Origin of the sequence: Idiomarina sp., from assembly GCF_019431395.1 — a bacterium.
GTDB lineage: Bacteria > Pseudomonadota > Gammaproteobacteria > Enterobacterales > Alteromonadaceae > Idiomarina.
On sequence record NZ_CP080268.1, the window covers coordinates 2671252 to 2694044 of the forward strand.

Consider the following 22793-nt stretch of genomic DNA (forward strand, 5'->3'; position numbering starts at 1 on the left):
TTGTTTTTTGTTCACTTATTCAATATGACTCTGATACCATATAACAAATCATAAAAATAAAGGTTTTTGCGCTAAGTGCTGGGTTTTAACCGGAAAAATTCGAGTCGTTATCGGTTGGCAGTCGCTGTCAGTCATACCAAGGCACGATTTTTTTTGGGGAAGTCCGCAGCAGAAGCTGAATCGACTTCCATCGAACCAATTCTTAACGACGTTTTGCCGTTACCTTCAGAGCAGCCTGAGCGTGTGGTCGCTGATTTCTTCAGTAAGTACAAAAAACTTAACCTCGAGTCGACCCCAACGACACTCGTATTGGCGCCACAGCTATACGAAAGTATTCAGGTGGAACCACCGTCGGTGCCGGCGGCAGAAATAGCAGATAGCCTCAAGTTCAGTTTAAAAGAGCTGATGAGTTATTCGCCGGACAATGCAGCCATTGATTACTACGAGCTCCCGTTTCATGCGGCCGGCTCCAAGAACATTGTCGCATTGGCAACGGCAAAAGATAGCCTGCAGCGATGGGTTGCCGCTATTGAGCAATACAAGTTAAAGCTACAGAGCATCACTGCCACCGAGACAGTTTTAGCCGCATTGATTGATAACAGTGCGCGTGGTCATTTGGTTATTTATGAAAATGACGAACAAGGTTACCTGATACAAATTTACCATAAAAAACGGTTAGCCTTTTCCCGACAGCTGCGCGCGTTAAGGCCGTTATCTGAATACAGCGGTGATGAAATCGAGGCCGGCGCGTTGGAACCTTTAGCAACTGAAGTTCAGCGGTCGATGGACTATTACGAGAGTCAACTGCGCCAGGCCCAGGTGGCTCAAGTCACTTGTGCTTTTGAGCACCGACAACTGGATAAAGTAACCGCCACGCTTAACGAGTTATTGGCAGTCGCCTGCGAAAAGTTTGCGTATCCGGCATGGGCGTATGAGTTGGCCGAAGGCGATTATACTGATCTGACGGCTATTGCTGCGTTGCAACAGATGCTTGATAGCGAGACGGAAGCTAATAAAAGTCGTAGCGAGGTTGCTTAATGAAGCAGACCGTTAACTGGTATAAGGGCGACGTAAAGCCGACTAAGCGCACGCTGACGTTAGCCAGAGCATTGACCGCTACTTCCGCGGTGATTGTGTTGTGTTTATTGGCGTGGTTATTGCTGAGCGTTACCGCAGGTTCAGATCGTTCGGCGTTAGATCAATTACAAGCCCGCAATAGTGAGTTAACCGAGCAACTGACAAGCTTACAAAGCCGACTTGAAAACCGACAACCAAGCCCGCGTTTACAGCAACAAAAACAGGAATTAGAGCAGCGAGTGAGTGATCGGCAAGCGTTACTTAAACTACTGCAAGGGTTTGATACCCGAGCAGTCAACACACCGGTTACGTTAATGCGTGAATTAGCAGAAATAACTCCGGAAGGTCTTTGGTTGACTCGTTTTGGTTTAACCGCGGAAGGCATTATTGAATTACAAGGCGCGGCGGGCCGTTCAAATCGTCTGGCATTATGGATGATGCGCTTTAGCGACACGGAGTTACTGTCGCGAACCGCTTTTGCGATGGTTGAGCTGGCAAGAGATGAGCAGGGACAGCAGCTTTTTACGTTGCGTAGCAAACGTGATAACGAATCAGTTTCTGAGGCTGCACAATGACGGTTAACTGGAATGAGTTACAAAAGCAGTTTGCGCAATGGCCAGCTTCAAGACGTTGGTTAGTTTTGCTGGCAGCTATTGTGGTGACTTGTTTACCCATTATTCGTTTTGCCGTGGCGCCATTAATCAATACCGATGCTAGTTTGCAACGCGAGCGGCTACAAGCGTTACAGCAGCAACGCAACTTGCAGGAATCTATTGCAATGACCGAGCAGGCTCTGGCAGTTGATATCGATCGCCCGCTACTGGAAAAGATTGATGGTTTGCGTGAGCAGCGTTCAGCAATCGAAGAACAATTACAACAACAGCAACAATTGATGAGTGTTAGCCAACGACAGGCGTTTTTGACGGGCCTGCTCAACACTCCCGATGCCATTGAATTATTGGATTTGGATACACAGAAACCCAAAGTGTTGCATCAACAACAATCCGTCGCTTTGTATGAACACAAAGTACAGGTGCGCTATCGTGGCGGATACTTCGACGTATTTGAGTTTTTACAAACCTTGCTGGAGTCATATCCTCAGGCACAATGGCAGACCTTTAAGTATGAGGTGCTGATGTACCCGCAAGCGGAGGTGACGTTATCCTGGTCATTGTTGAGTACTGATAAGGAGTTTATCAGTGCCTAAGCAGGTATTGAGTTATCGGGTTATGATTGCTTTGGCCGTTGCTGCCATTTCAACGGCACCTACCGTTGTCGCGCAGCAGTCGCAACAGGCTAAACCCCTGCGAGATCCAACCATGCCGATGGCCTGGCGCTCACAACAGCAAGTGAGTCAGCTTGATGCAGACGCGGGGCTCCACTTGACCCGCATTCGGTTTGGCGAAGATAGCCAATCAGCAGTAATAAACGGCAACACCGTTGCAGCCGGAGATAAAATAGGTAACTATCGAGTAGTGAAGATTTTGCCGAACCAGGTGGAGTTAATGAGTTCGACAGGAGAGCGCGTGCAATTGCAGCTATTTAAATCATTAAAACAAGTGATTAATGAGGGAAGTCAATGAAGTATGTGGTTTTGGCTCTAACAGCACTTGTAATGGCAGCTTGTGCCTATCAGCCGACGCACTCGCCAAAGGCTGCCAATGATGCGTTAACACCCGACACACCGAAACAGGCAAAGTCAGCCAGTCAACAGGGCATTCCGTCTGATGTTCAGGCCTTTTTGCAAGGTAGTACGACAGTTGATAACAGTGCCGCAGCGTTGTTGGACGAACCGCGTTTTGTGTTACAGGCAAAGCAGGTCGACGCACAAGAGTTCTTCCATAGTCTGGGCGTAGATTCGCCTTACAACATCGTGGTTCATCCTAATGTATCCGGTAAGATCTCTGTTAACTTAAAAGACGTGACAGTCGACGAAACACTAGACGTTATCGCTGATATGTATGGCTACGAGGTGCGTCGTGATAATCGTATGATTCAAATTTACCCGGCGGGGGTTCGTACCCAAACGTTCCAGCTCGACTATTTATCACTGCGTCGTTTTGGTTTATCGCAAACCGAAATATCTTCCGGTGGAGTAAGTCAGGAAAGAGATAACGGCAGTGGCCTGGGTAATAGTAATAGCAACTCGGGTAATCAAAACAGCGCTGCCGGGCTTAGCCCTTTGGGTGGTAATAACAACCAGCAGCAGTCCTCGCAATTTGGTCAAAACCAAATGCAGGGCAATGGCTCCAGCGTAATAACACAGTCACAAACCGCGCTGTGGGACGATCTGGAAGAGATGTTACAGGGCGTTGTTGGCAGTGATGGCAGTATTGTGCTGTCGCCGCAGGCCGGCTTGGTCAGCGTTACTGCACCGCCGAATAGACTGCGAGCGGTTGGCGATTTTATCCGCACGCTGGAAGACCGTTTGCAGCGACAGGTGATTCTGGAAGCCCGAATCATTGAAGTCACGCTCAACGACTCCTATCAGCAAGGAATTAATTGGTCTGAGCTGGACTCGGTCGGCAGTGGCTTTGACGTTACCTTTAATGGGGCAACGCCGGGAAACCAAACATCGGCGGCGATTGGCGGCTTGTTTGGGTTAAGTTTCAGAGACCAGAACTTTACCGGTGTGATTGAAATGCTGCAAACACAAGGTAGTGTTCAGGTGCTGTCTAATCCGCGCGTTAGTGCGGCCAATAATCAGAAGGCCGTGATTAAGATTGGTGAAGACGAATATTATGTGACTAACGTAACGTCATCGACTAATTTAAGTAACAGTGGCAGCAATGATTTTGCTAATTCTAACGTCGATTTGACACCGTTTTTCTCGGGTATTTCGTTAGACGTGACGCCGCAAATTAGTGACAACGGTGAAGTTATTTTGCACGTGCATCCATCCGTTGTCGAAACAAGGGAACAACAAAAGGTCATAACCCTTACCGAAGGAGAACTGGTACTGCCGTTAGCTCGCAGCAACATTCGCGAATCGGATACCATCGTTAAAGCGCGTAACGGCGAGATCGTGGTATTGGGCGGGTTAATGCAAACATCCACGTCTGAAGAGGTGGGGCAGGTACCGCTGTTAGGAGATTTACCACTAGTCGGGAACTTATTTAAAAATCGCCGTAATACCCAGGAAAAGAAGGAACTGGTTATTTTAATTAAACCCACGGTGATTGGGGTTGATACCTGGCGCAAAGAATTGCGTCGTTCACAGGAGTTGCTGGAAACCTGGTTTCCTGAACTGAACACTGCAGCGCAATAAGAAAAATCATGTACTTATATCACTACGGACTGACGCAGCTGCCTTTCACTATTACGCCAAATACGGCGTTTTATTGTGATTTAGATAGTCATCACGAAGCATTCGAGGTGGTATCGACTGCGCTAAAAACAGGTGAAGGGTTCATCAAAATTACCGGCGAGGTCGGCACCGGTAAAACCTTGCTCTGTCGGCGTTTGCTTAACGAAGTCCCTGACTTTTTCGAGACCGCCTATATTCCTGATTCCTATCTTAACCCTGGCGAGTTACGGTTAGCGATCGCAGAAGAGCTGGGGGTGTCGACCAAAGGGCTTTCCAACCAGCAAAAGCTTGCACGAGCATTGCAGCAAAAATTATTAGAAATTAGCGCAAAAGGTAAGTCGGTACTGATATTAATTGATGAAGCGCAGGCGCTGCCTGAAGAAAGCCTGGAAGCGCTGCGGTTATTATCGAACCTGGAAACAGAACAGCGTAAACTCGTTCACATTGTTCTTATCGGCCAGCCGGAATTAGATGAGCGCCTCAGCCTAAAAGCGTTTAGGCAGCTGCGTCAGCGTATCAGCTTTTCGCACTCACTTACCGCCATGAACGTAACTGAACTTAGTACCTATATCGCTCACCGTATGAGTGTCGCAGGGTACAAGGGGACGCCAATATTTCATCAGAAACTTGTCCGCCGGCTACATCAGGCAAGCCGTGGTATCCCTCGCTTGGTTAATATGTTGTGTCACAAGATGCTATTACTGGCCTACGGCGAAGGTCGGCATGCACTAACCCAAAAAGATTTAAAATTAGCAGTACGGGATACAGAAGACACGCGTGATGTTAGCCAGCCTATACGCTGGTGGTGGTTTGCTCTGCCGTTGATTGTTATTGGCGTCGCTGGCATTGCTTATTTCTGGCGTGGGGCCTGGTTACCGTGAGCGTAATCAATAAAGTCTTAAAGGATCTGGATCGACGCGGTCGCAAACCGTTTGATGCTGCCGACAGCAGCTCTGCTGTGGCGGCTGATAATGGCCGGCCTAAGCGCTGGTTGTGGTGGGTATCCGCGATTATTATCTCGGTAATAGTCGCGTTGTGGGGCTATCAATGGTTGACTACTGAATCAGCCGGTGAACCGGCAGCAGAATTGGTACAAGAATCGATACCAGAGCCGATTAAGCCCTACCGTCCGCAGTCTGCACAACAACAAGCTCAACCTGAGCCCGTTAAAACATCGACGACTGGACCGGCCGTTGAGATGGCAGAACAGCCGTTGCAATTACCGCCGCAACTAAAGTTGCCGAATGAACCGAATAGTAGGCCAGCCCAAGCGTCACCTGAGAACGAAGCAAACGATGTAGCCGATGCTAAAGCTGATGAGCCGCGGCAAAGCGAACCAGTTTTTGTTAAACAACCGGTTAACTTGTCGCCGCAGCAAGTTGCCGCGCAGCATGCGGAAAAAGCCGACAATGCTCAGCAGCAGGGACGTTTAAGTGATGCGGAATCGCATTGGCAGAATGCTGTCATGGTGCTGCCAACAAATTTAGATTACCGCCAAAAGCTTGCCGCGCTGCAGTACGGTCGTGGTCAAATTAGTCAGGCTCTGGTCACTCTTAATGACGGCCTTAAGCGTCAACCTGATGCGCACTCATTACGGCTGCTGAGTGCTAAAATTCTACAAAAAGAGGGTCAGCATCAGGCGGCGCTATTGTTACTGGGCAAGGCGGCTCCAAGGGTATCGGATAACCTTGAATACTATCAGTTGCAGGCGCAGTTAGCACAGCAGCTCGAACAATATGAGCTGGCGGCAGAAAGCTACGGCAGTTTGGCTCAGGCACAACCGGCTAATGGACGCTGGTATCTGGGTCAGGCGATTGCTTTAGAGCAGATTGACCCCGCGACCGCCATAACCGCGTATGAGCGTGCCCTGGAGCACCTCTCACATCAACCCAGTGTAGAGTTTGTACAAACGCGTCTGCAGCAGTTAGGCAGCTCACCGGAGGCTCCATGAAGCGACCTCGCCTGAAAATGCGCTTGGGTGACTTGCTTGTTCACGAACAAGTTATTACTGAAAGTCAGCTACAGTCAGCCTTAGAAAGACAGCGTGAAAGCGGCCGTAAACTGGGTAAAACACTGGTTGATTTAGGCTACCTGAGTGAGCATCAGTTACTGGAATTTTTGGCGCAGCAATTAAAAATTCCGATGCTTGATATCAGCGAGCGAAAAATTCCCGCGCAAACGTTTAAACTGTTACCCGAAGTACAGGCTCGCCGTCACAGGGCTCTGGTTATCGAGGCCGATGAGCAACGTGCGTTAGTGGGGATGAGTGATCCGGCTGACTTGTCAGCCATCGATACGATATCGCAACAGTTAGCACCGCGCGAGATTGAGATCGCGGTAGTGCCCGAAGCGCAACTGATGGAAGCCTTTGATACTTTGTACCGCCGCAGCAAAGAAATCGAGACGTTTGCCAGCCAACTACAAGACGAATACGAAGAAACCTCTGAGTTTGAGCTAGGTGCACTGAGCCTCGAAGAGGAAGGCGAAGAGGCTACGGTCGCCAAGCTGTTAAAAACACTGTTTGAGGATGCAGTTGACGTTCGCGCTTCGGATATTCATATCGAACCCGACGATAAAATGCTGCGCATCCGGCAGCGTATAGACGGCGTGCTACAGGAAAATATCCTGGAAGAAACCAATATTGCCAACGCCCTGGTGCTGCGATTAAAACTGATGGCCGGGATGGACATTTCTGAGCGTCGGCTGCCACAGGACGGACGCTTTAATATTCAGGTAAAAAAACACAGCATTGACGTGCGTGTATCGACTATGCCGACCCAGTATGGTGAATCCTGTGTTATGCGTTTACTGGACCAGTCCGATGGACTGTTGTCGCTTGATCAAACAGGCATGCCGGAGGATATTCTTAAGCGTATTCGGGCGCTAATTAACAGACCCCACGGTATGTTGTTGGTTACCGGACCGACCGGCTCCGGTAAAACCACCACGCTATATGGTGCGCTAAGTGAGTTAAATACCGAGGGCAAAAAAGTCATCACTGTCGAAGATCCGGTTGAGTATCGTTTGCCGCGTATCTCTCAGGTTCAGGTTAACAGTAAAATAGGCCTCGACTTTGCCCGCGTGCTGCGTACCACTTTGCGGCAGGATCCCGATATCATCATGGTCGGTGAGATGCGTGACCACGAAACCGTAGAAATTGGTCTGCGCGGCTCGATTACCGGTCACCTGGTGTTGTCGACTTTGCACACCAACGATGCGATAACCAGCGCCATGCGTTTGATGGATATGGGCGCACCGCCTTATTTGGTTGCTGCAGCGCTACGGGGTGTCCTGGCACAGCGCTTAGTGCGTCGCGTGTGTGAGAATTGTGCGCAGCCTTATCAGCCTGATGAGTCCGAGAAAGAAATTCTGGAGCACCTTGAGGTCGGCTCGGGCAGTGCCGATTATCGGCTTGGTAAAGGTTGCCAGTCGTGCAATCACACCGGGTATCGTGGTCGAATTGGTGTTTTTGAATTATTGGAAATGAATCGCGCTATGATGGATGCGCTGCGTGAAAACCAAACTCAGGCTTTTGCGCAGGCAGCACGAGAAGCCAAAGGTTTTCGTTCAATGGCCAATGTGGCACTGGATTATGCTAAACAGGGCATTACCTCGGTACCTGAGGTGTTGTTCCTGGCTGAAAGTGTCGAAGATACGCCTGCGGAGGTAAGCTAAATGGCTAACTTTCGCTACAAAGCGAGGACTAATCAGGGTGAACTTACCCAGGGTGTTATTGAAGCTTCAGACTCGCGTGGTGCTGCTGATGCGATTATGAAGCAAGGCCTGATTCCGGTGGATATCAGTAAAACTCGCCGTAATGCCAGTAACGCCGTCAGAAGCAGAAATTATGATGACAAGTCAGGTTCGTTGCCGAGCAGTCCCTGGACGAAAAAACTTACTGCCGCTTTACAACCCAAGGTCAGCCTGGATGAGTTGATTATTTTTTGTCGGCAAATGTACTCCTTAACCAACGCCGGTATTCCAATTTTGCGGGCTATCGAAGGGCTCAGTGATACTACTCAGAACCGGCGCTTAAAAAGCACGCTCAAAGACGTGCATAGTCAACTCGAGAAAGGTCGTAATTTGTCGTCAGCATTGGCGCAATATCCTGCGGTTTTTCCCAAGTTGATTATTGCCATCGTGCATGTTGGCGAGAATACCGGGCAACTGGAAGAGTCATTCCAGCAGTTGGCGCTATATCTGGAAAAGGAACAGGACACGCGCAAACGAATTAAGTCGGCTACCCGTTATCCGAATTTTGTTTTTATTGCGCTGATTATTGCGTTGTTCGTGCTGAATATTTTCGTTATACCGACCTTCGCGTCGATGTTTAGTCGCTTTAAAGTAGAGCTGCCCTGGGCGACGCAAGTACTGCTCGGCATGTCTGAGTTTTTTGTGCAGTTTTGGCCGTTAATGCTGGTGGCTATGGTCGGCGCGGTGATTGGTGTGCGGTTTTATGTGGCGACGCCGGCAGGCCGCCAACTGTGGGACGGACTCAAGTTAAAAGTACCTATTGTCGGCAGTATATTGGAGCGCTCTATGCTGGCGCGCTTTGCCCGTAGTTTTTCGGTAATGTTAAAGGCCGGCGTGCCACTCACTCAAGCTTTGTCACTGGTTGCTGAGGCGGTAGATAACGCGTGGATGGAAAAACGCGTGATTGATATGCGCCGCGGTATCGAGAAGGGTGACAATTTGTCGCGGGTAGCACGTCAGTCGGGACTCTTTACACCGCTCATCATGCAGATGATTATGGTGGGTGAAGAAACCGGCCGCATTGACGTATTGTTGCAGGAAGTTGCGGAATATTATGAGCGTGAAACTGATTACGATCTGAAAACCTTAACCGCGCGTATTGAGCCGGTAATGATTGCTATCGTTGCGGTTATGGTATTGATTCTGGCGTTGGGTATTTTCACGCCTATGTGGGATATGATGAGTGCATATCAGGGCCGCTAATGACGCGCGATGACCAGCAACAGCGCTCGGCTATGCGGTTGTTGCAAAACATCGTTGTAGTGATGGTTATTGGCATATTAACGGCGGTATTGCTGCGCTATTGGTTTAACTCCGATTCAGCGTCCTGGCAGCAGGCAGAGTTGAGTGTTGCACAGCAGCGCTTTAGCCAGAACGTGGGGCTAATCCGGGCCCGCTGGATGGCACAGGGCAAACCAAAGTCAGTGCTGCTGACCACGACTAACGATGAAACCGTTGCTATAAAGGTAAACGGACACGGCTGGCCTGACGTATCTGAAGGGTGCGACGCATTGTGGTTTAACTTAACCGGTCAAGGGTTAGAGCGTGGCTTGGTAGCCGTAGAGGAAAACTCGATCTGTAATTATCGGCTCGAGGGTAAAACAAGGTTTAGCTATAACGCGCGTACCGGACAGACAGTTCAGCATTAAAAATGTGGTCGCAGACGTTGAATGTTTGTTATACAATAACACTATACATAGTAAGGTTATAAAGTGGCTTTTAACGTGATAGTCCAGTTAAAAAAAGAATCAGCCAATTGCGTTACGGCAACTCGTCAGCGCGGCTTTACCATCATCGAGTTGATTATCGTGGTGGTTATCCTCGGCTTACTGGCAGCCTCTGCCTTGCCGCGCTTTACCGACGTGTCGGCAGACGCAGAAGATTCCGCTGTCGAGGGTGTTGCCGGTGGTTTTGCGAGTGCCGTGGGTATTGTCCGCGGTGAATGGGAGTTGCGTGGTAGACCACGCGGTAATGAAAGTACCGGCGCAGGCGCACAGGTTGAGCTCGACTCTATTCCTATTTATGTGGATGGTAATACCGGTTATCCAGTCACAGCGCTTGCTAATGCCGGCGCACATGACGAGAATCTGACTGCGGCGGACTGCGTGAGCTTGATGCAGAATATCCTGCAGGGGTCGCCTACTGTTACAGACAGCTACCCGAATCTAGGTGAGAACCGCTATTACGCTAATGTCGCGACCAGCCCGGTCAGCGGTGGTGGCAACCAAGTCTGTGTGTTTTATTTAGCCAACACCATAAAGAATTTAGAATCGACGCCAACCGACGACGATTTTCTGACAACCGGCAATAATTTTGTCTACAACCCGCGTAATGGCGGTGTGACAGTTTACAGCAGTAATAATTAAGGCATAATTACTGCTATACGCTAACGTAAGTTTTACAATTACTAACGAAAGAGAGTACAAAAATGCGCAATCAAAAAGGTTTTACCCTGATCGAACTGATCATTGTTATTGTCGTTCTGGGGATTTTGGCGGTAACTGCAGCGCCTCAGTTTGTAGATTTTTCAACGGACGCGAGATCATCTGCAGTTAAGGGTCTGAAAGGCTCACTTCAAGGTGCATCACAGACGATATACGCTAGAGCTGCTGTAGATGGCAGTCTCGATGGCACTAAAGCGGCCCCTGTTACGGTCGAAGGAATCGATACCGTATTTGGTTACCCAGCGGCAAGTCAGGCCGGCATTGTTGCTGCCTCACAACTTGAGGCGATCACTGGAGCTGCTGGTGCTGGCACTGACACTAGTCAATATGACTGGGTCTACACTGTTGAGTCAAACACAGATCCAGCCGCAAATGTTGTCTACATTTCGCCTATTGACGTTGTGACGTTGCCTGAGACTCTTGATGGAACTAATGAGTGCTATGTAAGTTATACAGAGGCAACCGATGGCACACGTCCAGAAATTGCGGTTGATACTTCAGGCTGCTAATCCCCAATGAGAGGCTTCACTCTCATCGAACTGGTCATCATTTTGGTGATCATTGGCATATTAGCGGCAGCGGCCGCACCGGTGTTTATTGGTGACGACGGCGTGCAAAGCAGAGCGGTGCGGGAACGCGCCGCTTCTGTTTTGCGTAACCTGCAAAATCAGGCGATGCAGAATACCGATCAGTGTGTTGGTGGGGTTATTGCTCAGAACAGGTTGGGTGCAGCGACATCCGGTGACTGCAATAGTGGCTTTGTTCTGGCTATTAACGCGGCAGAGCAACCGGATCGTCTTGTTGATACCGACGGTGTTGCGGTAACTCTTAACACGTCCGGTTTACCTGCATCCATCGCTTTTGATGGCTTTGGCCGCCCGGAGCTTGCCTGCGCAGGGGGCTGCCAATTAACATTTTCAGATAGCACCAGCAGTCGCGCTTTGTGTATAGAAAGCGAAGGCTACATTCACAGTTGCTGACATAACGAGCTAAACCATGCTAAAACGACAACCCCACGAGCAAGGTTTTACCCTGATCGAAGTCGTTATTGGCATTACCGTTATTGCCATAGTAACCCTGGTGGTAACGGCAGGTATGGGTCCGCTTTTTCAGCAAACCACAGACCCCTGGCATCAAGTGCGCGCTACCGAGTTAGCGCAAAGTATGCTTAACGAAATTAACGCCCGTCGTTTTGATGAAAACTCCCCGACCGGCAGTGCCGGCCTGCGCTGCGGTGATACCGGAGGCCCTGCTTGTACGACCCTGGTCAGCACCTGCGCCACTGTATTTCCTAATGCCGAAGAAGCCTCCCGTGAAGATTTTGACGACGTCGATGACTATCATTGTTTGTCATTATCCGGTGATCAGATTACCAACTCGCAGAATCAGGCGCTTACCGGTGTTTATCGTGGATATACGATCCAAGTGGAGGTGACTGCAACCGACGCTAGTGCCCAAGAAACCGAGCTTAAGCGGATACAAGTAGCAGTGTCAGCACCTAACCAAAGCCCAATTATCTTCAATAGCTGGCGGGGTAACTGGTGATGGCTGTTGCTCATTCAAAACAGTCAGCCAAGGGGTTTACCTTAGTTGAACTGGTTATCGTGATCGTACTACTGGGCATTGTAGCGACGTTCACATTTCGCTTCGTGGGTATTGGCGCGGAGATGTTTGCGCAGGGAAGTGAGCGCTTGCAAACTCTGGAGCAAGGTCGTTTTGCCGTGGAGCGTTTGAGCCGTGAACTAAAACAGGCCGTGCCCAACAGCGTGCGGACCATTACGCCGGGCGCGAGTGCGCTGCAGTGTGTGGAGTTCACTCCTACCCGGGCGGCCGGACGCTATCGGCGCGGCCCCGGCGGCAATACACTCACCTTAATCAGTTTTAGTCAGGGCTGGCAAACGCTGGCCAGCGACCGCGCCTTTATCTATGCTACGCAAACACCGCAGATCTATAGCGCTACAGCCGAGCGCTATGTAACCCTTGACGCAGGGCAAAGCCCGGATGCCGACTTCGTAACCGAGTTAACCTATAGCGGCAACATCCAGGGCAACTCTCCGCAACGACGGGTCTACATTGGAAAAACGCCCGTCAGCTACTGCCTGCAGAGCAATCAGTTATGGCGCTACGCCAACTATGGCTGGCTGGCAACTCAACCCACCCCGGGCAATGGCCTGAGCGGCGGCGTCTTAATGGCTGAACGGCTTAATAACAGTAACAGCGGTGCCTTGCCCTTTGCCGTCAATGCTGCCAATTTGCAGCGTACCAGTACCGTTATTTTATACTTGGAGTTTGTTAGTAACAGCACCGAACCGCTGTTCTTTAACTACGAGGTCAATATCGCCAATGCGCCTTAAGAACCAATCAGGCAGCGCGTTAGTGGTTGCCATTTTTGTTATCGTCGTACTGGGGCTGTTAGTAGCAACCCTGTCGCGACTGACCGTAAGCAGTTCTGATTCGGTGGTAACAGAAGTGCTGGGCGCCCGCGCCTATAATGCCGCACAAACGGGTTTGAATATTGCGATGATGGAGGTTTTTCCATTGGGACAGCCGAGTTTTGATGCGATTAGTGATTGTGATGACCTCACGCTTGCCAACCCGATAACCTTTTCTGCTGCGCAAGATCCGGGCTTAGCTCAGTGTACCGCAGTCATACAGTGCAACGACGTATCCTTTAGAGGTGACGTCTACTTTCAGTTGCAGGCTAATGGCGTATGCAGTGCTGGTGGCTCGCAAGCCTCACGCAGTCTGTCAATAGAGGTGACCGGGTTATGAGGTGGCTGTTAATCGCGATCAGTTTGACGTTGTTTCAATATCCGGTGTTAGCTGCGAAGCAAGATATTCTTTATCTTCCGGATGCGGCAGAAAATGGAGGAACTGGTCCTTTCCAGGGGTGTACGCTAGATACAGAGGTTATTAACTCGGTTTCAACATCAGTCGTTACCTGTGATTTTACTGTTGATCTGGACATTAATAAGTTAACTGTAGAGTTATCGCAGACACCGGTGGTCTTGAGGATAACCGGAGTCGGTAGCGATTTAGAGCTGGGTGGGGCAGATATCAATGCGACGGGAAACCAGAGCGATCTAACTATTGAAATTGACGGTGACCTCGTACTGGATGGAAGTGGTAACAGTAATAATATCATTAATGCAAACCTGATTATTGATGGGAGTATTACCGCAGGTAATAACACAGCCGTAAATGGTGGTTTGACGGTTGGTGGTAATGTAACCATCGGGAACAATAGTACGATCGAGGGTAATATAGACGTTGAAGGGGATCTGAGTGTCGGTAATAACGGCACAATTGTCGGTGATGTCTCCGCGAACGATATCACCTTTAACGGAAACCAGACTACTGTCACTGGCAATGTATACGCTGAGGGAGACTTAGTTAACGAAGGAACCATAACCGGCAACGTTAATGTCAACGGTAACCTGGATAACTCAGGCACCATCGAAGGCGGCTATGTTAACGCGCCCTGCACCGAAACTAATAGTTGTGGTGGGGGCACTATCGACGTTGACTTGACCTGTAATACCGACAATATCGACGAGAATACCAGTGCCTGTGAACCGGGCGGCGGTGGTACAGAAATTCATTCCTTTTTATTATCTCACTCTGGTACAGCGCTCACTTGCGAGTCATTCCCGGTTACCGTTACCGCCTGTGCAGATGCCGGTTGTACGCCCATCGCGTTGGACTCTGCGAGTGCTGACGTAAATTTGGGGAACCAGACAGCAACGGCAAGCTTTACTAGCACAGCTACAACAACCGTGAATTTTGACCTGACCACACCCGGCACTTATACCCTGTCACTGAGTAACCTGGTGGACGTAACCACCACCAATAACACACAATTTTCGCCATCCAGTCAGGTGACGGCTGTAGACACGGCGCTGCGCTTTAGTGGTGAGCAAACTCAACTCTCCGGTTCTGATTTTACGCTTGGCCTGGAAGCGATTAGGACGGATACCAATACGGGAGCTTGCGTTGCTGCGTTTAATACCAATAAATCGGTAAATTTCAGTTTAACCTGTGAAGATCCGACGCTGTGCTCAGAACCGATCGCAATTGAAGGTACGTCCGTCAATTCTACTACCGCGGTTGACGTGACTTTTGTTAACGGTAGTTCCTCTATTGCTGTTAATTACCCTGATGTCGGGCGTATTCGTTTAAATGCCAACGCACAGGGCGATACCGGCAATACACTTGCAGGCACTAGTCAGGCGTTTGTGGTAAAACCCTATGGCATTGGCTTTGGGATAAGCGGCGGTATCGACCCAAATACTGCGGGTAGCGCTGGCACTTATGCTGAAGATACTGTATTCGAAAAAGCAGGCGAACCCTTTACGGTAACATTAGCGGCAATTAATCAAGATGGAAGCTCCGCCCCGAGCTTTGGTGCGGAGTCCACTGCCGAGGGACTGGAAGTAAAATCGCATAATTTGCTGGCGCCTGCTAATGACGGCTCAAATACCGCAAATACTGGCAATATAGACGTCGTTGGCAATCAGGTAACTTTTAGTGAGGTTGGGGTTATTAACCTTGAAGCAGGCTTGCTTGATAATGACTACCTTGGTGCCGGCACTATTCCTAACCGAACCAGCCAGCCCATCGGTCGCTTTATTCCTGATCAATTCGTGCAAACCAATGGTGAGTTATTTGGCGCCTGCGACACAGGCACATTTTATTATATGGGTCAGCAGCAGACATTCACGGTGCAGTTAATGGCGGTGAATTCAGATGGTACCTGGACACAGAATTATTATGGTGGTTTTGCTAACGGTTTACCTGAATTCTATTCATTTTCCACCAGTGACACAGGGACTGCGCAGCAGTTAGGGCGTCTAGCTGATTTCAGCGGCTATCTCGACTGGCAGAATGGTATGAGTGAGTGGCTGGATTCGCCGGGAGGCTCGGCTACAGAACCCGTCATTACGATAACCCGCCAAGCCGATGGCAGTCCTGACGGCCACTATCCCGAATACACGCTGGCCTGGCAAATTGACGATGGCGAGCGCGATAACAGTAACAATGCCCGTTATCTGACCAAAATAGAAAACAGTGTATTCGCCGGCGTTGCGGGTTCCGCGGCAATTGATTCGATCGGGCTATACTACGGTCGTATGGTGCTGGAAAACACCTTTGGCAGCGAAGCCGAGCAGTTACCTGTTTTCGCCCGCACGGAATACTATTTTGATAATGACCCTGAAGACAGCCAGCCCGGGCGTTTCGTCGTGAATGAACAGGACACCTGTACAACACTGGTGTCGCAACAATTGTCGGACGCGGTCAGTAGCACTGATCTGCCGGCGGTTCGTGTACCTGCAGCCAACGATGTCGAACAAACCGTTAGTGCTGGACAACTGTTTGATGCTAACGAGCTGTTAACGGAGCAATTGGGCTGGACGCAGCCGGACGAATTGTCAGGTACCTTTGAATTTGAGTTGTTGCTTGATTTAACGGCTAACGAGTTGCTTTATCTGCAATATGACTGGAATGAGGATGGTAGTTACGACGATAACCCCACAGCCAGCGGCACCTTTGGCATTTACCGTGGTTCCGATCGTCAAATTTACTGGCAGGAAGTCTTTCAGTGACGTTAAACCGTCATTTTGTCGTCATTTCGACGATATTGCCTCTTGCGCTTTCGTTGACAAGCACATAGCATAAAGCGGTGTAATTACAAATGCGCGACGTTGACGAACGTTCAATAAAACTACAATAACAATAGCGCGGACGCAGCAACAGCTAACTGCCGCTGAGTTATTTTCAAGCTTGGAATGGGAACATGATGCGATTGGCTCGACTGGCCGTGATAATGGCCTCTACTTTGACATTCGCCTCGACAGCATTGGCTCAGCAGGAGTCAGACGCGACGCAGATGTCTGTCGAAGAAATATCAAACCAAATTGCGACATTGCAGACAGAGTATGACAACTTTTCTGACACTGTGGCGACCTTGCAGCGAGAAGAACAGCAGCTAAGAGAACAGCTTCAATCTTTGCGCGAGCGAAACCGTGAGCTCGAGCAGCAGCGCCAGGTTGCGCTGGAAGAAATGAATAACCGCTATCAACAGTTAGTTGATGATCCGTCCATCGATATTGCCGGCGCTCAGGAAGCTTACAAAGAAGCGGTCATGGCACATCAGCAGAATAAAGAAGATATAAAAACGCAGGTTCAGCTGGTTAGTGCAAAGAGTCGGGAAGTGGAAGAGGCGCGGGTTAGTAAACACAGCCTGTTAAACGAAATCGAGACCTTCAAAGATCAGCGTAACGTAGCACGTGTGGATCGGCTGCAGGAAGAATTTAATCGCACCGGCGAGCTGGAAGTTAGCCAGTCGATCGTTTGTGACCGCGAAGAAACTCTCAGCCAATGTGAAACTCGTGGCAAGTTACTGGCTAAGCAAAAAGCATCAAAACAATACCTCGACCAGACGTTAGCTGATTTATCTGAGTCAGAGTTAGCCCGCACCAACCTTGAGCGCGTTAGCCCCAATGTACAAATTCTGGGCTCAAAGACTGTAAGCGATGGTTTTAGTGGACAAGGTAATTATGGCGTTAAAATGGGCGTCGAACTGCGTGGTCAGCTGCCTCAGTCGCAGGCCTGTACCTTATTAGATATTGATGTCCGCTATTGTGCAGTAAAGCGTACCGCGTCTAATGAGCCGGCTGCTGATGAACCGGTCGACAGCTCGGTGATGCATCCACTATCGATTCGCTCTAACGTTTATGATGATGAAGTGATGATCGATGGCGTAAGCTACGGTTCTACGCCGATCGAGGTTATGCTGCCCGGTGGCGAGCACGAAGTCGAAGTTATCAAATATGGTTACACAGCCTTTAACCAAACGCTTAACCTTAAAGACGCACAGGTGATTCGTGCGGAGTTGGAAAAGTCAGAGTATTCATTTACTCGCGGCGAGAAAATTCAGGATATTCTATTCCGCGATGTGCGCGGGCCTGAGTTGGTGGTTATGCCATCGGGCAATTTTAAAATGGGCGACCTGACCGGTAACGGTATGGCCAATGAACGGCCGGCGACGACCGAGTCTATTGCTCGTCCATACGGTATTACCGATACTGAAATCACGGTCACTGACTTTCGTAAATTTGTTAATGACACGGCTTATGTGACCGAAGCAGAAAAGAACGGCAGTTGCGCTGTGTTACAAAACGGCATGCCAAAATTCAATGATAGCCTGAACTGGCGTAACCCAGGGTTTTCGCAGAGTGAGACCTCTCCTGTTGTCTGTGTAAGCCTTAATGATGCCCAAGCTTATACGCAGTGGTTAACACAAAAAAGTGGCTTTGATTATAACTTGCCTACCGAAGCACAGTGGGAATACGCGGCTCGTGCCGGTACCGAAACTGATTTCTGGTGGGGTAATGACGTAGGCTTTGGTAAAGCCAATTGCCGCAATTGTGGCTCGGACTGGTCAAATCAACGTACCGCGCCAGTTGGTAGCTTTCAGCGTAATCCCTGGGGTTTGTTTGATACCGTGGGTAACGTCTGGGAATGGACAACCTCAGAACAGAGCTCAGTGGTTCGTGGCGGCGCATGGAATTTTGCACCGAGTTTAGCGCGGGTGTCGACGCGGATGGAACTTCCTGCCGACTTCAGCTCTAATTATATTGGGTTTCGTGTAGTAAGGGCGCAGTAAGTACTAACTCGTGCTATCATTTATTGCAGTTTTTAGCTTTTTAAGTAGGGATTTACCGCTTCATGTTTAAGAAAATTCGCGGCATTTTTTCGAATGACCTATCGATCGATTTAGGTACCGCCAACACACTTATTTACGTAAAAGACGAAGGCATCGTTCTGAACGAGCCTTCAGTCGTTGCGATCCGTCAGGAGCGCTCGGGTGGGCCCAAAGCGATCGCCGCTGTGGGTGCTGCCGCAAAGCAAATGTTGGGGCGTACACCGGGTAATATAAAAGCCATTAGGCCAATGAAAGACGGTGTTATCGCAGACTTTTATGTCTGCGAAAAAATGCTGCAATTTTTTATCAAACAAGTTCACGATAGCCATTACTTCCGCCCGAGTCCGCGTGTGTTGGTTTGTGTGCCTTGCGGTTCGACCCAAGTCGAGCGTCGGGCAATTCGCGAATCTGCGCTTGGTGCAGGAGCACGTGAGGTTTACCTAATCGACGAACCTATGGCAGCAGCTATTGGTGCAGGCTTACCGGTTTCTGAAGCGACTGGCTCGATGGTGGTTGATATTGGTGGGGGCACCACCGAAGTTGCCATTATCTCGTTAAACGGTGTCGTTTACTCGTCTTCGGTACGCATCGGTGGTGATAAATTTGATGAAGCCATTATCAATTACGTACGTCGTAACTTTGGCGCCCTGATTGGCGATGCTACCGCAGAGCGTATCAAACATGAAATTGGCTCAGCCTTCCCGGGTGAAGAGCTAAAAGAGATTGAAGTACGCGGCCGTAACCTTGCCGAAGGCGTGCCACGTTCGTTTACCTTAAACAGCAACGAAATACTGGAAGCGCTGCAAGAGCCGTTAATGGGTATCGTCAGTGCGGTTATGGTAGCGCTTGAACAATCGCCGCCGGAGCTGGCCTCGGACATTTCAGAACGCGGCATGGTGTTAACCGGTGGTGGCGCGTTACTTAAAGATCTGGACCGCTTGCTGATGGAAGAAACCGGTATTCCGGTCATTATTGCTGATGATCCACTGACCTGTGTTGCACGCGGTGGCGGTAAAGCATTAGAAATGATCGATATGCACGGCGGTGACCTTTTTAGTTACGAGTAAAACGCAACCGCGAGGTGACCTAGCGCCAAAATGAAAACCTTATTCGTTCGCGGCCCATCACTATTATCCAGGCTAGTGCTTGCACTAGCCTGTTCGTTTTTATTGATCTTCATTGACCATCGCCTGCAAGCGATGCAGCCGGTTCGTTTGTTTCTAAACTCGTTGGTGACGCCGGTTCAGTATTTAGCCATTTTGCCTGAGCAAATTCTGGATAACTTCTCCGAAAGTGTAAAAAGCCAGGAAGCCCTGAGCGAAGAAAATGCGCAACTCAAACAGCAGTTGCTTGAGTTGCAGGGGCAGTTACAGCAATTTCAATTTATCTCCAACGAAAACAAACGGTTACGTGAGCTGTTAGGCTCGGAGCAGCGTATTCCTAATCGGCGCATGGTTGCTGAGGTGATAGCGGTAGCATCAGAACCGTTTAGCCAACAACTGGTGATCAATAAGGGGACCCTAAACGGCGTTTATGAAGGTCAGGCGGTGCTGGATGACCGGGGTATCATCGGCCAGGTTCAGGATGTCGGGAGTAATACCGCCCGTGTGTTGCTGATTTCAGACCAAAGCCATGCCATTCCATTGCGCTCAGAGCGCAATGATACACGTGTATTAGCGCAGGGTACCGGCGATATCGGAAGGCTCCAATTAATGTTTGTTCCTCACAGTACCACGCTAAAAGAGGGTGACTTGTTAGTTTCTTCAGGGTTAGGAGGTGTTTATCCCGAAGGCTATCCGGTTGCTACTATCAGTGAGATTGTGCGAGATGAGTCGTTACCCTTTGCGCAAGTACAGGCTGACCCGATTTCGCCTTTAGACCGCGTGCGCAATGTGCTGTTATTGTGGCGCAGTAACGATCAGCAACAGCCGATTTACGAGGAGCCGTCAGATGGTTAAGCATGGCACGTTAACGCTAATCCTGACGTACCTGGTCGCACTGGTGTTGATGATCATGCCGATGCCAACTGCGTTTGATACGTTTCGGCCCGACTGGGTAACCCTGGTATTGTTGTATTGGGTATTGGCGCTACCTCATCGCGTGAACATGGGCACGGCGCTGGTATTGGGTATTCTCAGTGACATTTTACTGGGTTCTGTACTTGGTGTTCATGCGCTGGGTATGGTGGTCGTAACCTACTTTGCAGCGCGACATTTTCAGCGTTTCAGGAACTTCTCATTGCCGCAACAGGCACTACTGATTGCTTTTCTTATCCTGCTTAAGCGCATGATTGTATTTCAGGCTAATGTCTTTATTCACGATGCTGAATTTACCGGCAGTTATTTTTGGCCGGCGTTGACTTCCGCGTTATTCTGGCTGTGGCTGTTTCCGTTATTACGCAAAATCAGACGTAATTTCGGGGTGGCTTAAATGACGCATGCAATTGCCCCCAGGCTGATACTGGCGTCTGCGTCGCCGCGCAGGGCTGAGCTACTAAAACAATTACACAACGACTTTCAGGTAATTCCCTCGACCATCGAGGAGCAACAGCAAGCGCAGGAAACACCGTCGGACTACGTTAAACGACTGGCATTGGATAAAGCGCTGGCTGTGGCAGAAACGATTGAGGGGCCTGCCTTAATCATTGGCAGTGACACCCTCATTGACTGTCAGGGGCAAGTGATGGAAAAGCCCCGTGACCAGCTGCATTTTACGCAGATGCTGACACAGCTTGCTAACGGAACTCATCAGGTGAGAACGGCGGTGGCGGTCGTGGCTATTGCTGATAATGGTAAGCGCTGGCAGCAGGTGCTGGAGCTGGTTACGGATGTCACTATGGGTGAGATTACCGCACAACAAATGCAAGATTATTGGGCTACCGGGGAACCCGCTGACAAAGCCGGTGGCTATGCAATACAGGGCGGCGCAGCGCGTTTTGTTCGTTCGATAAGTGGTAGCTATACTGCCGTAGTGGGGTTGCCGTTGTATGAGACTGGGCAACTGATTCAACAGGGTCGCCAGTGGCTGGAGAGTTTACGATGAGTGTTGAAGTATTAATGAACGTAACGCCAACCGAGAGCCGCGTGGTTTTGGTCGAAAACGGTATTTTGCAGGAAGTGCACATCGAGCGGCAGGTAAAGCGTGGCCTGGTAGGTAATATTTACATGGGTAAAATATCACGCGTTTTACCGGGCATGCAGGCGGCATTTGTTGATATTGGATTAGACAAAGCTGCATTCCTGCACGCCTCTGATATTGTTACCAGTATCGACGGTGACACCATTGAGCGTCACGAACGACCCGAGCCGAATATTACCTCGCTGGTGCATCAGGGTCAGCATATTATGGTGCAAGTGGTTAAAGATCCGTTAGGCACTAAGGGTGCGCGGCTGACCACGGATATCACCTTGCCCTCTCGTTATCTGGTATTTATGCCACAAAGCTCACACGTCGGTGTGTCGCAACGTATTGATGATAGTGAAGAGCGCGAGCGCTTGAAGCAGCTGGCGGAAAGCTTAAGTACTGAAGATGGTTACTTCATTGTTCGCACAGCAGCGGAGGGCACTGAGGAAGGCGCCTTAAAAGGCGACGCAGAGTTTTTAACGCGGCTGTGGCAGCAAATAAAAAAACGCAAAAAGAGTCAGCGTAAGGTCGGGGTGTTATACGAAGACCTGAATTTATGCTGTCGGGTATTACGTGATTTCGTTGGCGAAGAAATTGAGCGCATTCGAGTTGATTCACGGACGACGCTGGAACAGTTAAAAACCTTTACTGACGATTTTATTCCTGAACTTGGGCCGGTGCTGGAGTATTACACCGGTGATCGACCAATCTTTGATTTGTTTGATATCGAGAACGAAATTCAACGAGCGCTGGATCGACGCGTCGATCTCAAGTCCGGTGGCTCGTTAATTATTGATCAAACCGAGGCGATGACGACCATCGACATTAACACGGGTGCATTCGTGGGTCATCGTAATCTCGAGGAAACCATCTTTAATACCAATATCGAAGCAACTCAGGCCATTGCCCGGCAACTCAGGCTGCGCAACCTCGGTGGCATCATTATTATCGATTTTATCGATATGCAAAATGACGAACACAAACGGCGTGTCCTGCACAGTCTGGAACAGGCGTTGGCCAAAGATCGCGCAAAAACTTCCATTAATGGCTTTACCACCCTGGGCCTGGTCGAAATGACACGCAAGCGCACACGCGAAAGTCTGGAACACGTGCTGTGTGGTGAGTGCCCGGTTTGCCGGGGACGTGGCTCGATGAAAACAGTGGAAACAGTTTGCTACGAAATTATGCGCGAAATCGTCCGTGTGCATAAGGCGTACGAGGCGGATAAATTTGTGGTGTACGCATCTGCTGCCGTCAGAGAGGCCCTGCTAAACGAAGAATCTCACGCTCTGGCTGAACTTGAACTGTTTGTTTCGCGTCAAATAACCATACAAACCGAAACGCTCTATAACCAAGAGCAATTTGATGTGGTGATGATGTAGTG

At 49.7% G+C, this 22793-nt stretch carries 23 protein-coding genes; all 23 read left to right on the forward strand.

The window, feature by feature from the left end; translation table 11 throughout:
• Window positions 1–153 precede the first annotated feature (153 nt).
• Entirely contained in the window at window positions 154–1038 is an 885-nt protein-coding gene (locus KZ771_RS12925; protein ID WP_290653848.1) for a Type II secretory pathway component, read from the forward strand.
• Window positions 1038–1652: a PilN domain-containing protein gene (locus KZ771_RS12930; RefSeq protein WP_290653849.1), complete on the forward strand. Its 615-nt coding sequence runs from the start codon at window positions 1038–1040 to the stop codon at window positions 1650–1652. The genes KZ771_RS12925 and KZ771_RS12930 overlap by 1 nt, the downstream gene beginning before the upstream one ends.
• A complete protein-coding gene (locus KZ771_RS12935; protein WP_290653850.1) occupies window positions 1649–2284 on the forward strand; it encodes a hypothetical protein in 636 nt (211 codons plus the stop codon). Before KZ771_RS12930 ends, KZ771_RS12935 begins: the two co-directional genes overlap by 4 nt.
• Complete coding sequence (locus KZ771_RS12940) at window positions 2277–2660, forward strand: hypothetical protein (RefSeq protein ID WP_290653851.1); 384 nt, start codon at window positions 2277–2279, stop codon at window positions 2658–2660. Before KZ771_RS12935 ends, KZ771_RS12940 begins: the two co-directional genes overlap by 8 nt.
• Window positions 2657–4345: a pilus (MSHA type) biogenesis protein MshL gene (mshL, locus tag KZ771_RS12945; protein ID WP_290653852.1), complete on the forward strand. Its 1689-nt coding sequence runs from the start codon at window positions 2657–2659 to the stop codon at window positions 4343–4345. Before KZ771_RS12940 ends, mshL begins: the two co-directional genes overlap by 4 nt.
• An 8-nt stretch (window positions 4346–4353) precedes the next feature.
• Window positions 4354–5265 carry an AAA family ATPase gene (locus tag KZ771_RS12950; RefSeq protein ID WP_290653853.1) on the forward strand — a complete coding sequence of 304 codons (912 nt, stop codon included), beginning with the start codon at window positions 4354–4356 and terminating at the stop codon, window positions 5263–5265.
• On the forward strand, window positions 5262–6335 hold the full coding sequence (locus KZ771_RS12955; RefSeq protein ID WP_290653854.1) for a tetratricopeptide repeat protein: 1074 nt from the start codon (window positions 5262–5264) through the stop codon (window positions 6333–6335). The genes KZ771_RS12950 and KZ771_RS12955 overlap by 4 nt, the downstream gene beginning before the upstream one ends.
• Complete coding sequence (locus tag KZ771_RS12960; protein WP_290653855.1) at window positions 6332–8059, forward strand: GspE/PulE family protein; 1728 nt, start codon at window positions 6332–6334, stop codon at window positions 8057–8059. Before KZ771_RS12955 ends, KZ771_RS12960 begins: the two co-directional genes overlap by 4 nt.
• Window positions 8060–9340: a type II secretion system F family protein gene (locus KZ771_RS12965; RefSeq protein ID WP_290653856.1), complete on the forward strand. Its 1281-nt coding sequence runs from the start codon at window positions 8060–8062 to the stop codon at window positions 9338–9340. It begins immediately after the preceding gene.
• Window positions 9340–9786 carry a hypothetical protein gene (locus KZ771_RS12970; RefSeq protein WP_290653857.1) on the forward strand — a complete coding sequence of 149 codons (447 nt, stop codon included), beginning with the start codon at window positions 9340–9342 and terminating at the stop codon, window positions 9784–9786. The genes KZ771_RS12965 and KZ771_RS12970 overlap by 1 nt, the downstream gene beginning before the upstream one ends.
• A gap of 75 nt (window positions 9787–9861) precedes the next feature.
• Entirely contained in the window at window positions 9862–10503 is a 642-nt protein-coding gene (locus KZ771_RS12975; protein ID WP_290653858.1) for a prepilin-type N-terminal cleavage/methylation domain-containing protein, read from the forward strand.
• Window positions 10504–10565: 62 nt separating this feature from the next.
• Window positions 10566–11090 carry a type II secretion system protein gene (locus tag KZ771_RS12980; protein WP_290653859.1) on the forward strand — a complete coding sequence of 175 codons (525 nt, stop codon included), beginning with the start codon at window positions 10566–10568 and terminating at the stop codon, window positions 11088–11090.
• A 6-nt stretch (window positions 11091–11096) separates the two neighbouring features.
• Window positions 11097–11561, forward strand: a complete 465-nt coding sequence (locus KZ771_RS12985; RefSeq protein ID WP_290653860.1) for a prepilin-type N-terminal cleavage/methylation domain-containing protein — start codon at window positions 11097–11099, stop codon at window positions 11559–11561.
• Between the two features lie 16 nt (window positions 11562–11577).
• Entirely contained in the window at window positions 11578–12126 is a 549-nt protein-coding gene (locus tag KZ771_RS12990) for a prepilin-type N-terminal cleavage/methylation domain-containing protein (RefSeq protein ID WP_290653861.1), read from the forward strand.
• Window positions 12126–12935 carry a type II secretion system protein gene (locus tag KZ771_RS12995; RefSeq protein ID WP_290653862.1) on the forward strand — a complete coding sequence of 270 codons (810 nt, stop codon included), beginning with the start codon at window positions 12126–12128 and terminating at the stop codon, window positions 12933–12935. Before KZ771_RS12990 ends, KZ771_RS12995 begins: the two co-directional genes overlap by 1 nt.
• Entirely contained in the window at window positions 12925–13353 is a 429-nt protein-coding gene (locus tag KZ771_RS13000) for a Type II secretory pathway component (protein WP_290653863.1), read from the forward strand. Before KZ771_RS12995 ends, KZ771_RS13000 begins: the two co-directional genes overlap by 11 nt.
• On the forward strand, window positions 13350–16184 hold the full coding sequence (locus tag KZ771_RS13005; RefSeq protein ID WP_290653864.1) for a polymer-forming cytoskeletal protein: 2835 nt from the start codon (window positions 13350–13352) through the stop codon (window positions 16182–16184). The genes KZ771_RS13000 and KZ771_RS13005 overlap by 4 nt, the downstream gene beginning before the upstream one ends.
• Window positions 16185–16375: 191 nt before the next feature.
• Window positions 16376–18247: an SUMF1/EgtB/PvdO family nonheme iron enzyme gene (locus KZ771_RS13010; protein WP_290653865.1), complete on the forward strand. Its 1872-nt coding sequence runs from the start codon at window positions 16376–16378 to the stop codon at window positions 18245–18247.
• 62 nt (window positions 18248–18309) lie between these two features.
• Complete coding sequence (locus KZ771_RS13015; RefSeq protein WP_133539800.1) at window positions 18310–19353, forward strand: rod shape-determining protein; 1044 nt, start codon at window positions 18310–18312, stop codon at window positions 19351–19353.
• A 30-nt stretch (window positions 19354–19383) separates the two neighbouring features.
• Window positions 19384–20244: a rod shape-determining protein MreC gene (gene mreC / locus KZ771_RS13020; protein WP_290570803.1), complete on the forward strand. Its 861-nt coding sequence runs from the start codon at window positions 19384–19386 to the stop codon at window positions 20242–20244.
• On the forward strand, window positions 20237–20716 hold the full coding sequence (gene mreD, locus KZ771_RS13025; protein WP_133539796.1) for a rod shape-determining protein MreD: 480 nt from the start codon (window positions 20237–20239) through the stop codon (window positions 20714–20716). The genes mreC and mreD overlap by 8 nt, the downstream gene beginning before the upstream one ends.
• Entirely contained in the window at window positions 20717–21328 is a 612-nt protein-coding gene (locus KZ771_RS13030; protein ID WP_290653866.1) for a Maf family protein, read from the forward strand. It begins immediately after the preceding gene.
• The gene (gene rng, locus KZ771_RS13035) at window positions 21325–22791 is read left to right on the forward strand and encodes a ribonuclease G (protein WP_290653867.1); all 1467 of its coding nucleotides are present in this window, start codon (window positions 21325–21327) and stop codon (window positions 22789–22791) included. The genes KZ771_RS13030 and rng overlap by 4 nt, the downstream gene beginning before the upstream one ends.
• Window positions 22792–22793 lie beyond the last annotated feature (2 nt).